Origin of the sequence: Enterococcus sp. AZ126 (assembly GCF_051714545.1) — a bacterium.
Taxonomy (GTDB): Bacteria; Bacillota; Bacilli; order Lactobacillales; family Enterococcaceae; genus Enterococcus_L.
In genome coordinates, this window is record NZ_JBIOSB010000001.1 from 81074 (window position 1) to 93925 (window position 12852).

Annotated in this window: 13 protein-coding genes and 1 other annotated feature; of the genes, 11 read left to right on the forward strand and 2 right to left on the reverse strand. The window is 35.8% G+C overall.

Annotated elements, in window-relative coordinates; translation table 11 throughout:
- Positions 1–52 precede the first annotated feature (52 nt).
- From recO to IGI43_RS00440, 9 genes are all read left to right on the forward strand, one after another.
- On the forward strand, positions 53–862 hold the full coding sequence (gene recO, locus IGI43_RS00400; protein ID WP_438755825.1) for a DNA repair protein RecO: 810 nt from the start codon (positions 53–55) through the stop codon (positions 860–862).
- 265 nt (positions 863–1127) lie between these two features.
- Positions 1128–1295 (forward strand) — a binding site (T-box leader).
- Positions 1296–1428: 133 nt separating this feature from the next.
- A complete protein-coding gene (locus IGI43_RS00405) occupies positions 1429–1671 on the forward strand; it encodes a hypothetical protein (RefSeq protein ID WP_438755826.1) in 243 nt (80 codons plus the stop codon).
- Positions 1672–1797: 126 nt separating this feature from the next.
- Complete coding sequence (gene glyQ, locus IGI43_RS00410; protein WP_438755827.1) at positions 1798–2706, forward strand: glycine--tRNA ligase subunit alpha; 909 nt, start codon at positions 1798–1800, stop codon at positions 2704–2706.
- A 1-nt stretch (position 2707) separates the two neighbouring features.
- Positions 2708–4789: a glycine--tRNA ligase subunit beta gene (gene glyS / locus IGI43_RS00415; protein WP_438755828.1), complete on the forward strand. Its 2082-nt coding sequence runs from the start codon at positions 2708–2710 to the stop codon at positions 4787–4789.
- Positions 4790–4945: 156 nt separating this feature from the next.
- Positions 4946–5350, forward strand: a complete 405-nt coding sequence (locus IGI43_RS00420) for a DUF2177 family protein (RefSeq protein ID WP_438755830.1) — start codon at positions 4946–4948, stop codon at positions 5348–5350.
- Positions 5351–5358: 8 nt separating this feature from the next.
- The gene (locus IGI43_RS00425) at positions 5359–7167 is read left to right on the forward strand and encodes a DegV family protein (RefSeq protein WP_438755831.1); all 1809 of its coding nucleotides are present in this window, start codon (positions 5359–5361) and stop codon (positions 7165–7167) included.
- Position 7168: 1 nt separating this feature from the next.
- Positions 7169–7942, forward strand: a complete 774-nt coding sequence (locus IGI43_RS00430; protein ID WP_438755832.1) for a DUF1295 domain-containing protein — start codon at positions 7169–7171, stop codon at positions 7940–7942.
- 13 nt (positions 7943–7955) lie between these two features.
- Complete coding sequence (locus tag IGI43_RS00435) at positions 7956–8762, forward strand: tryptophan-rich sensory protein (RefSeq protein ID WP_438755834.1); 807 nt, start codon at positions 7956–7958, stop codon at positions 8760–8762.
- A gap of 62 nt (positions 8763–8824) precedes the next feature.
- Positions 8825–9397 carry a TetR/AcrR family transcriptional regulator gene (locus IGI43_RS00440; protein WP_438755835.1) on the forward strand — a complete coding sequence of 191 codons (573 nt, stop codon included), beginning with the start codon at positions 8825–8827 and terminating at the stop codon, positions 9395–9397.
- 45 nt (positions 9398–9442) lie between these two features.
- Here the strand turns inward: IGI43_RS00440 and yidC are convergent, their stop codons facing one another.
- Both yidC and IGI43_RS00450 read right to left on the reverse strand, forming a co-directional pair.
- Complete coding sequence (yidC, locus tag IGI43_RS00445) at positions 9443–10372, reverse strand: membrane protein insertase YidC (protein WP_438755836.1); 930 nt, start codon at positions 10370–10372, stop codon at positions 9443–9445.
- Positions 10373–10494: 122 nt separating this feature from the next.
- Positions 10495–10770, reverse strand: coding sequence for an acylphosphatase (locus IGI43_RS00450; RefSeq protein WP_438755837.1), 276 nt, complete (start codon positions 10768–10770; stop codon positions 10495–10497).
- Between the two features lie 119 nt (positions 10771–10889).
- Here IGI43_RS00450 and IGI43_RS00455 point away from each other — a divergent pair, with 119 nt between their 5' ends.
- Positions 10890–11663, forward strand: a complete 774-nt coding sequence (locus IGI43_RS00455; protein ID WP_438755838.1) for a TrmH family RNA methyltransferase — start codon at positions 10890–10892, stop codon at positions 11661–11663.
- A gap of 338 nt (positions 11664–12001) precedes the next feature.
- Positions 12002–12790, forward strand: coding sequence for a 30S ribosomal protein S2 (rpsB, locus tag IGI43_RS00460; protein WP_438755839.1), 789 nt, complete (start codon positions 12002–12004; stop codon positions 12788–12790).
- Positions 12791–12852 lie beyond the last annotated feature (62 nt).

Here is a 12852-nt window from a genome sequence, read left to right on the forward strand (position 1 = left end):
TTTTACTTGTATCTCTGCTAAAATAGGGAAGAGTGGATAGGAGGCGAAAAAAATGACTTTAGGGGAAACAAAAGGAATTATTTTATTTACCAAAGACTACAAAGAAAAAGACAAACTAGTCAAAATTTTTACGGAATCTTTTGGTAAATTGATGTTTTTTGTCAAAGGAGCACATCGCAAAAATAATCCGATCGGTCCTGCAATTTTGCCTTTTACTGAAGCTGTATACATCGGTAATTTTAGAGAAGATGGGTTGTCATTTTTAAATGGTAGTAAAGACGTCCAACCATTTCGAATGATTCAGAGTGATATTTTTATAAATGCCTATGCAACCTATATTTTGAATTTGGTCGATGCGGCAATCGATGATCGGACTTACGATCCGAACTTGTATCATTTTGTTCAGCAAGCGTTGGGTCTATTGAATGAAGGTAAAGATGCCGAGATTATCACAAATATCTTTGAAATCCAATTATTAAGTCGTTTCGGTATTACACCCGAATGGACGCATTGTACGGTCTGCCAAGAGACACGTGGAAAGTTTGATTATTCGTCAAAATATAGTGGGGTTCTTTGTGAACGTCATTGGCATCTTGACAATCACCGTTACCATGCTGATCCTAGAGCAATCCATTTCATTCGCCTTTTTTCTGGGATCTCTTATGACAAGGTTCAAGATATCAATGTGAAATTGGAGACGAAAAATGCGATTAGACAAACGATTGATGAATTATACGATGAGTATGTTGGAATTCAACTGAAGAGTAAGAAATTTATTGATCAAATGAAAAGTTGGGAAGATACTTTGAAAATGCCGAAACGAAAAAATAAAGATGAAGAGGACGACAAAACGATATCTTAAAATCAATTTCGATTTAATTTGTCCATTTTAACCGATTTAGATCAACTTATTTTGAGATGCTCGTTCTTTTTTTGACTGGTGAGAGTAGTTTTGGAAAATCAACGATTATAGAAACGATAGCTGGGCCAATGGATTTAAATCATGAAGGTGGATCAAAAAATATTTTTTTTGTTTCATATGAAGAACATTTTTACCAAAGATTGTTTGAATCTTGAAAAATAATTTGACATCTCATCAAGCAACGATTATCATAAAGAAGAAATAAATAAATACGTTGAAAAAGAAGAGTAGAAAGAACTGCTGTCATAGCGAATCTGGGAAGGTGCAAGCCAGATACAAGCAACTTTTGAAGGGCGCTTTTGAGTATGTTTAAACGAAGCTGCCGATAGTCGATATCGGAAGTAGGGTGGAACCGCGATTATTCGTCCCTATGTCTCTTTGAGGCATAGGGACTTTTTGTTGTAGTACGATGCCTGCAATACTATTGTAAAAAGCTTGTCTCTTATGTATCCAAAGAGAACAACACTTTAGTGCTATTTTTAAAATCATCGAAAAGGAGGTACAGCATGCAATTTAATGCAACATTTTTTCCTGCTGATTTTACAGAGAACAAGTTAAACGTTTTATCTCTTGTGAGACTATTGGTTCAGGTAAAGGAGAATGATGGTACAGAAATCGAAGAATTTGAAACGGACCCTAGCGAAAAGTTATATAAAATCGATACAGAATTGACAGAAACAATGAAAGTTGAAGTGTCTGTTGTTCAAGGTGAAGTAATTGAGTTTTACCCAGTTGTTACTGCGTTATGAAAAATAGCTTGGTTTTGAATGAAGAAGATAAGAAGGGAATGCGACAAAAAGTGTCACACGCATTTTTTTCTATTTTCCAGTCGAGGCTGACTAAGCTCTTTTAGCTTTTAAATTAGGAGGATCACAATGGAAAAGAAACTTACTGTGCAAGATATGATTTTAACGTTACAAAAATTTTGGTCATCAAATGGTTGTATGCTGATGCAAGCATATGATACTGAAAAAGGTGCGGGGACAATGAGTCCATATACTTTTTTACGAGCAATCGGACCTGAGCCTTGGAATGCTGCGTATGTAGAGCCATCAAGAAGACCAGCAGATGGACGTTACGGAGAAAATCCTAACCGTTTATATCAACATCATCAATTTCAAGTTGTGATGAAACCTTCGCCTGAAAATATTCAAGAGTTATATTTAGAAAGTTTAGAATTATTAGGGATCGATCCATTAGCTCATGATATTCGATTTGTTGAAGATAATTGGGAAAATCCTTCTATGGGATGCGCAGGTCTAGGCTGGGAAGTTTGGCTTGACGGTATGGAGATCACTCAGTTTACCTATTTCCAACAAGTAGGAGGACTAGCTTGTCATCCAGTCACCTCAGAAATTACTTATGGAATCGAACGACTTGCGTCTTATATTCAAGAAGTAGAAAGTGTTTACGATCTAGAATGGACTGATGGCGTGAAATACGGAGAAATTTTCAATCAGCCAGAGTATGAACATTCGAAATATTCGTTTGAAATCAGCGATCAAGAAATGCTATTGGAAAACTTTGATAAATTTGAAAAAGAAGCGAAACGTTGTATTGATGAAAGTTTAGTGCATCCAGCGTATGATTATATTTTGAAATGTAGCCATACATTTAATTTATTGGACGCTCGTGGTGCTGTATCTGTAACGGAGCGCGCTGGTTATCTAGCACGCATTAGAAACTTGGCGAAAGCTGTGGCGAAAATTTTTGTCGCAGAGCGTGAAAAATTAGGATTTCCACTTTTAAACAAAGAAAATAAAACGACTAAGGAGGCAAAATAACATGGCCAAAGACCTATTACTTGAAATCGGATTAGAAGAAATACCAGCTCATATTGTCAGCCCAAGTCGTTTACAATTGGAAAATAAAATTGTGAAATTCTTAGACGAAAATAATCTAACGTATGAAACCGTTCAAAGCTTCTCGACCCCTCGTCGTCTAGCTGTTCGTGTGACACAATTGCCAGAGCAACAAGAAGATACACAAGAAGAAGTTAAAGGTCCTGCTAAAAAAATAGCTCAAGATGCTGAAGGGAATTGGAGTAAGGCCGCTGAAGGTTTTGTTCGAGGGCAAGGGCTGACGACTGATGCAATCACCTATAAAGAACTGAATGGTGTGGAATATGTCTATGTGACAAAGCATAATCAAGGACAAAAAACGGTCGATGTCTTAACTGGATTGAAAGACGTTATTACAAGTTTGACTTTTCCAGTCACGATGCATTGGGCTGATTATGACTTTGAATATATACGTCCGATTCATTGGATCGTTGCTCTGTTAGATGATGAAGTGATTCCACTTACTGTTCTTGATGTAGCGACAGGAAGAAATTCTCGTGGACACCGTTTCTTAGGAGATGACGTGACGCTCAATCACTCAAATGAGTATGAAGAAAAGATGAAACAACAATTTGTTATCGTTGATCCTAATGAAAGAAAAACGATGATTATCGAACAAGCAAATCACTTAGCCAAGAAAAACAATTGGAAGTTAGATCTAGATGAGAAACTATTGGAAGAAGTCAATAATTTAGTTGAATACCCAACAGCTTTTGTGGGTGCTTTTGATGAAAAATATCTTTCTGTTCCAGATGAAGTATTAGTAACGTCAATGAAAGAACACCAACGTTATTTTGATGTACGTAATGATCAAGGATTATTACTGCCGCATTTTATTTCCGTAAGAAACGGAGACAGTGTGCATATTGAAAATGTGATCAAAGGAAATGAAAAAGTTTTGATCGCTCGTTTAGAGGATGCTGAATTTTTCTATAGCGAAGACAAAAAACTATCAATCGAAGAATGCGTTGAAAAGCTAAAAAATGTCACTTTCCATGAAAAAATCGGCACGATTTATGAAAAAATGCAGCGAGTGGGCATTATTGGACAAATCATTGGAAAAGAAGTAGGTTTGTCGGAAGATGAACTGACTGATTTGAAACGTGCTTCTGAAATTTATAAATTTGATTTAGTCACAAATATGGTTGGTGAATTCCCAGAATTACAAGGAATCATGGGCGAAAAATATGCATTGCTTCAAGGTGAAAAACCCGCTGTAGCTCAAGCGATTCGTGAGCATTATTTGCCGACATCAAGTGAAGGAGAACTGCCTATTTCTGCTATTGGAGCGGTACTAGCGATCGCTGATAAATTAGATAGCGTATTATCATTCTTTGCAGTGGGTATGATTCCTAGCGGTTCTAATGATCCTTACGCGCTGCGTCGCCAAACGTACGGTGTAATCCGAATTGTTGAAAATAAAGACTGGCAGTTCCCGTTAGTTCAATTGCAGAAGGATATCGATGCAGCTGTCAATTCAGACAGCCAAAAATATGGCATTCAATTAACTAGCGGACAAGAAGAAGTTATTGACTTTGTAAAAGCGCGTCTGCGTCAGTTATTAACAACGAAAGATATGCGCCATGATGTAATCGATGCAGTCATTTCATCTGAGCAAAAAGACTTAACAAAACTATTTTCATCTGCGACGATTTTAAAAAATCATCTGCTGGATAAAGACTTTAAACCTTCAGTTGAGGCTTTGACACGAGTGATCAACTTAGCTAAAAAAGGGCACGAAATATTAAGCCATGAAGGAAAAGTTGACGCAGCTTTATTTGAAAATGATGCGGAAAAAGCTTTACATCAAGCAGTAAATAAAATTGAAGAGAAATTCAATCAAAATACAATGTCTGAAAATTATCAAGCATTGGTAGACTTACGACCGTTGATCGAACAGTATTTTGATGAAACGATGGTCATGGTAGATGATGAGAAGGTGAAAGCAAATCGTTTGAAAGAACTCAATCGAATTGCTAAAATGTCATTATCATTAGCTAGTCTTGATTTACTTGTCGTTAAATAAGAATAAAGTGAAAAAGGTGAGGAGACTAATTAAGTTTTACTCACCTTTTTTATAGAAGCAAAATTTTTTCATAAATGAATTTAACGTGGTACGATAACCTTATCATTTGATAAGGCTATCGTACCTATTTTTTTATTAACCTGAGGAGGATCTAAAATGAATCATTTTGTAAAATTATTTAGTATTGCAGCAGTGGGGTTTTTAGTACTAGATTTTATATGGTTACTTTTCATTGCGAAAAAAATCTATCAAGAATATTTAGGTTATCTATTAGGGCCCACTAAAATACTTCCAGCAGCTATTTTTTATGTATTGTATCTTATTGGAATCTTATTTTTCGTCATTTATCCTGCAATTGAAAAGGATAGTTTGATCTATGCTATTTCTGCTGGAGCATTACTTGGAGTGCTCTGTTATGGGACGTATGATTTAACCAATTTATCTACAATCAAGGACTGGCCAGTTTTTGTAACCGTTATTGATTTGATATGGGGAGGATTTGTCACTGCAGCTACTTGTGGTATAACCGTCTTTATAGCGCAGCATTTTAATTGGAGGTAAGAAGAATCATGAAAAGTCAGTCTATTGATTCCAAAGAGTTGTTATTTGCATTTCAACAAGGTGCGATTCAACTGATCAATGAGAAACAAGAGTTGAACCACATTAACGTTTTTCCTGTTTCAGATGGTGATACAGGTAGTAATTTGGCCTCATTAATGCAAACGATCCTTGAGGAAACAAAAGATGAAACAAGTTCCGTCATTGATGTTTTTGAAAAGATTGCAGAAGCTTCTTTAGTAGGAGCTAGAGGGAACTCAGGTATTATCTTTGCCCAATATTTTAATGGTATCTATAATAATTTATTGCTTCAGGACGAAAAAAATTCTGTCACTAGTTTTGTAAAAAGTGTAAAATCTGCAATCAGTGAAGCCTATCAAGCTATTGCAAATCCTGTTGAAGGTACGATTATTACAGTCATTCGCTCGTGGGCAGAAGCTTTGGATGAAAATGACCAACTAACTAGTTTAGAAGAGCTGTTACCAAATGCTCTTGTTAGAGCTGGAGAAGCACTTGAGAACACAACGAGACAACTAAAAGTCTTGCAGAGAAATCAAGTTGTTGATGCAGGTGCAAAAGGTTTTTATGTCTTTATAGAAGGGTTTACTCAAGCTTTTATCAACAAAGAGAACGTGGTTAAAACAAATATCAATGTAGACGATTCGATAAAGATGGCTCTCTCTGAATCCTTGCATCAAAATACATCTGAACCGCGATACAGATACTGCACTGAAGTTTTGTTAGATCAAGTGACACAATCAAAAAATAATATGCAAGAAAAGTTAAGTCCTTTTGGTGATTCCTTAATCGTTGCCATGAATCGAAAAAAAGCAAGAATTCATATCCATTCTAATCAACCTGATCAAGTATTGCGCTATTTAAGCACTGTTGGACAGCCAATTCAGCAAAAAGCTGATGATATATTATTACAGTATCAAGTAAACACAAAACCAAAGGCATCCATTGCACTAGTAACGGATTCGATCGCTGATTTACCCGCTGATTATGTACTGAATAACCAAATTCATGTATTACCAATGAATATTTTGATAGGAAATACTAGTTATATCGACAAAATAACGATTCAAAGTAATCAATTTTTTGAAATAAATAAAAATCAAGCGGAACGAGCTACTAGCTCACAACCAACGTTGAAAGCAGTAGAAAATCTTTTTTCATTTTTAGAGACTAAATATGAAGCAATTTTAGTTATTACAGTGGCTAAGAAATTAAGTGGCACGTTTCATACCGTAAAAGAAGCTGCTAAGCATCTGGCATCAACAACCACTAAAATTGATGTAATCGACTCTAAACAAAATTCTGCAGCTCAAGGGTTACTTGTAATGAGCGCAAATGAGTGGATTCAAGAAGGGTTATCTTTTGAGGAAATTGTTGAACGAACAAAAAATAAACGGAGCCAGCTTAAAATACTCGTTAGTGTCGATGATCTAGATCCTATGGTAGAATCCGGGAGAATTCCTCAATTCGCTGGAAAAATAGCAAAGAAAATCAATTTGAAGCCTATTGTCAGTTTAAATAATGAAGGGGAAGGAACATTGAGTGAATTTGCCTTTAGTTTGGAAGGGAACGAAAGAAAAATTATTAAACAACTCAAAAAATGGCACGAGAAAAACAAAATACAACGCTATGCCATCATCCATGCCAATTCGCCAGAGCGAGCATTGCGATGGGAAAAAAACTTAATTGAACAACTTGGTTTTCAGCCGAGCTATAAAATGGATATCTCGACGGTGGTTGCTATGAGTGCGGGACAAGGAAGCGTTGCGGTTGCTGTTGAATTAGAAGAAGGAGGAAGTTAGTATGACGATTTGGATTATTAGTTTGGTACTGTTTATTTATTTTACTGCATTATTCTTTTGGGCACAATATCTTCATAATAATTCTATTGTTGACTTAGCTTGGGGAATTGGTTTTGTTATTGTCGCCGTTACTGGTTATTTAGTCATGCCAGATAAAACGAAAATCAGTACGATCATTTTACTATTGGTAAGCATTTGGGGACTGCGTTTGTTTTTCCACTTAGCAAAGAGAAATATCGGGAAACCTGAAGATTATCGTTATGTGAACATGCGGAAACGATGGGGGAAACATTGGGCAAAATTAAAAGCTTATGTAAATGTATTTGTTTTACAAGGCGTCCTTTTGTTGATCGTTTCAATGCCGATTCTATTCGCTATGACAAGCTCAGTCAATTCATTTTATTGGTGGAACGGATTAGGTATCTTGATTTGGCTTATAGGATTTGGCTATGAAACGATTGGTGATTATGAGTTGACAAAATTTAAAAGAGAAAGTCACAATCATGGAAAACTCTTAACAACTGGATTATGGTCAACGACAAGGCATCCCAATTATTTTGGAGAAGCACTTAGTTGGTGGGGAATTTTTCTTATAAGTTTGAACGAAACACGAAATATTTGGGGCATTATTGGTCCCTTAACGATCACGTTGTTACTTTTATTTGTTTCAGGAGTGCCTTTACTTGAAAAGAAATACAAAGATCGTCCAGACTTTATTACATATGCACAGGAAACGCCAAAATTTTTACCATTTATTGGAAAAAAAGGATTGTAAAGGAGGAATTAGAATGAACAAAAATAAATTTATAGGAGCGAAGATAGTTGTAACAATCATTTATATTGTAATGATAGCAACGAATGCTGCTGCGGTGTTATTGCCTTTAAACGGGATGACAACTCAAGAAGTTTCAGATTCATACCCTAATTTATTTGCTCCGGCAGGACTAACGTTTGCAATTTGGTCAGTTATTTACTTATTATTAGCTGGTTTCGTTGTTTATCAATGGTTTAAACCAACAAATCAATCTATATTGGCTAAAGAGCAGCTAAGCAAAAAGTTAAGAGCTCTATTTATTGTCTCTTCTATACTAAATAGTGTTTGGTTATTTGCTTGGCAATATCTTTTAATCAATTTATCTGTTGTAATCATGTTAGCCTTGCTAGCCGTGTTGGTCTATATCAATCAGCTATTAGCAAACGCAACCTTGACTAAAAAAGATTATATTTTTGTAAGACTGCCATTTAGCATTTATTTTGGTTGGATCACAATAGCTACGATCGCTAATATCACAGCTTTCTTGGTAGATAAAAACAGTGCGTTTCTGCAAAATAATCAAGTGTTATGGACAGTTGTTATATTGATCGTCGGTTTGCTAATCATAAGCGCAACTATTATTCGTAATCGTGATATTCCTTATGGATTAGCAGCATTATGGGCTTATTATGGTATTTTGAATAAACATCAAGCAGTAGATGGTTGGAATGGCGCTTATCCAGCCGTTATCGTTACGGTTATCATCAGTTTAGTTATATTAGCAATCGTCTGTATTTATGAATTAGTTGTAGGAATTAAAAGAAAAAAGAATGTCATTTAGCATAGGTTTCTTTGTTTGTTTCTGTTAAAATAGTAAGGAAATCAACTATAGGTGGCTAAGTAATGGATAAAGAAACGAGAAATACACGAGCTAAAATTATTCAAGTAGCAACGCGTCTATTTATGGATAACGGATATCAAAGTACATCTACAAGGCAAATCGCGCAGTTGGCTGAGGTGACCCAGCCTAATTTATACCATCATTTTAGAAATAAAGAAGAAGTTTATGTCGGTGTGATCGAAAATCTATTAAGTGATGTAAACGAAGAATTAGTGGAAATCGTTGAAGATCGAACTCTTGAAACCATTAGCAAATTACAAAAATTTGCTGAATGTTTGAAAACAAAACATCCCTTTGATTTTGATTTGATGATGCTTGACTTTAGGACGAAATTGACAGATGAGACTCAGATGAAATTATTTACTCTATGGAATCAGTCCTATAAAGAACCTTTATTGAATCTTTTTAAAGAAAGTGATTTTACCATACGAACTGGATTGTCGCCAGAAATCGCAACAACACATTTTCTTAATACATTGTCTCCATATATAAAAACAGACCAAAATAGCTCATCGCTAAGTATTGCTCAGGTTGTTGATCTTTTCGTTTTTGGCGTTTCAGCAGACAAAAAATAAAACAAGAACCAACTGCAATCATTATATCGCGTTGGTTCTTGTTTTTTAATTTCTATTTTGTTTTCCGGCATTTCTACCAGTTTTAGAAGCATTCTTTGGCGTTATAGCTTTTTGCATCGTTTTTTCTTCTGTTGGTGTGACATCTTTACGAGGCACAATAACTTGTTTTGGTGGATTTTGTTTTAATTCCTCAGCTACTTGTGCTTTGATTCTTGGTTTTAAGAATTGATTTGTGATCAATGTTTGGATACTACTGAATATCCCTCCGACGACCCAATATAAAGTTACACCGGCAGGAGAGCTGATGGACATGAATACGATCATTAAAGGTGACACGATCAACATAGATTTCATTGTTTTCTTTTGCTCTTCAGGAATACCGACTGTTGAAAGATATCCTTGAAGTAAATAGGCAATACCAGCTAAAACAACAAATATGATGCTTGGTTGTCCGAGATTAACACCGAAAAATGATGCATCGGCAATTCCCTGTGTATAGCGAGCGGCAAAGAATAGCGCAGAAAAAATTGGCATTTGAATCAATAAAGGTAGGCAGCCGATACCGCCCATCATGCTCATATTGTTTTCTTTGTAGACTTGCTGCATTTCAGCTTGAGCCTGCATTTGTTCCTCGCGTGTCGTTGCTTCTTTTACTTTTGCTTGTGCAGCATCGATTTGAGGTTTGATAGCTTGCATTTTTTCTGTTTGGATCATGCTTTTTTTCGATTGGTTTAACCCTAAGGGCATAATCACAAGGCGAACAATGATCGTGATAAAAATGATTGCCCAACCGTAATTCCAATCGAAATTGTCCACAAGGTATGTAATGGCACTACTCATTGGTTTTACTAGTAAATTATAGATAATGCCTTCGCCAGTAGGCTGTCCGTCAGATCCTGTTTTTACACATCCAGATAAAAATAATACTAACGTGAATAGACCGGAACCAAGGAGCCACTTATTTAATTTTCGCATTTTATTCTTTCCTTTTCTTAAAAAAATTTGCACAAGATTAACTATACTTGAAAAAGCGTTTTTTTTCAATAAAAATTAGAAGAATCCGTCTCAAGACTGAGTATGATTCTTCCAAAATTAAATTAGTTTGTAACTTTGAAGCTAGTGTATTCTTCCATTAGAGGGTTTGTTTGAATATCTACATACGTCACGCGTCCAGCAGGACTAGGGGAATCTTTGATTTTTTGGATAAACTGATTCATTAGTTCATCATTGCCTAAGGCTTCGATTGTGACCGAGCCATCATCTTCATTACGAACAGTGCCGTAAATACCTAATTCATCAGCAACCATTTTCGTCATATAACGAAAGCCAACGCCTTGGACTCTGCCTTGCACATTCATGCGTACTTTTCTCATCGTTGTACACCTCGCTTTTTCTTAAATCAATGATAGCGATTTTTTGATCATCTGGCAAGTAAAGTCTTGACTGTTTGATTAAAAAAAATCATGTTATAATACTTCAGTGAGGTGGGGAAATGAAAGAAATTTTATCAACGAAAAATACAATGATCAAAGACTTTAAAAAATTACATAAAAAAAAGTATCGGGAAGAGAAGCAGCAATATATAATTGAAGGATTTCATCTAATTGAAGAAGCGGCTAATGCAAAGGCTCAGATCGATTGGATTATTTTTAATCAGCGAGGGCAGACAGAATGGTCAGATTGGTTGAAAGAACAGTTGGACGAACGATTGATTCTAGTTTCGGATGAGGTATTAGAATCTCTCTCGGAACTACCAACACCACAAGGAATGCTTGCGATTGTGAGGATGCCTGAATTAGAGGGAAATATACAATTTTCAGGTGGTTGGCTGCTTTTAGATAATATTCAAGATCCAGGTAATGTTGGAACGATGATCCGAACAGCTGATGCAGCAGGGCTTTCTGGTGTAGTTTTGGGAGAAGGTAGTGCGGATATATACAATACAAAAGTGCTAAGAGCGATGCAAGGAAGTAATTACCATTTACCTGTAATACGTACTCCTTTAGCTGGAATTATTGAAGGCTTCAAAAAAGCAAAGATTCCTGTCTATGGAACGGAATTAAATCCTGAGGCCGTTTCTTATCAAAAAATATTGAGAAGTAAAAATTATGCTTTAATTATGGGAAATGAAGGACAAGGTGTTTCAACTGAATTTTTAGCCCAAACGGATCAAAATATTTATATCCCAATTAAAGGGGCAGCTGAATCACTAAACGTAGCAATTGCAGCTGGTATTTTGATGTATCATTTGGAAAATGATAACTAAATAGACGATTTCTTAATATTGATGGAAAACAGGACTGCTATGTGTTGGTTTGCGGCAGATGATCTGATCTGTTTAATAAGGAAAGAAAATGAATGATCAAGCAAATAGAATTGTATTTATATGATTTCAAACAGAACTATTAATAGGTGGAAAATCTGTTGAAATTGTTTTAGTTATGTTGTATAATAACAAAGGTGTTATTTTCAGTAGGACTGAAAACTACATCAAATCCACATTTTCAATATATTTCTTGTGAGGTGCTGTAGGAATACAGTCCACAAGGGAGCTTAAAATTGAAAAGAGGGAACAAATAAAAACCAAATTGGAGGAAACAAAAAATGGCAGTAATTTCTATGAAACAATTACTAGAAGCCGGCGTACACTTTGGACACCAAACTCGTCGCTGGAACCCAAAAATGAAGAAATATATCTTCACAGAAAGAAACGGAATCTACATCATTGACTTGCAAAAAACAGTTAAATTAGTAGATGCTGCTTACGATTACATGAAAAATGTTGCTGAAGATGGCGGCGTTGCTCTTTTCGTAGGAACTAAAAAACAAGCACAAGAAGCGATCAAAGACGAAGCAATTCGTTCAGGTCAATACTTCGTAAACCACCGTTGGTTAGGTGGAACATTAACGAACTGGGATACAATCCAAAAACGTATCAAACGTTTGAAAGATATCAATAAAATGGAAGAAGACGGTACTTTCGATGTTCTTCCTAAAAAAGAAGTTGTTGGTTTGAACAAACAACGTGAACGTCTTGAAAAATTCTTAGGCGGTATCCAAGATATGCCTAGAATTCCAGATGTTATGTACATCGTTGATCCTCGTAAAGAGCGTATTGCTGTTCAAGAAGCACACAAATTGAACATCCCGATCGTTGCGATGGTTGATACAAACTGTGATCCAGATGAAATCGACGTAGTAATTCCATCAAATGATGATGCAATTCGCGCGGTTAAATTAATTACTGCTAAAATGGCTGACGCTTTTATCGAAGGAAACCAAGGTGAAGATCAAGCTGTAGAAGAAATCTTTGTTGAAGAAGCAACAGAAGCTGCAACTTCTATCGAAGAAATCGTTGATGTTGTTGAAGGCACAAACGATTCAGCAGAATAATTTTAAATAACGAAGCTGTCTCGAAGGCTAGGCGAAAAAAGCCTGTATCTCCTTTGAGATAG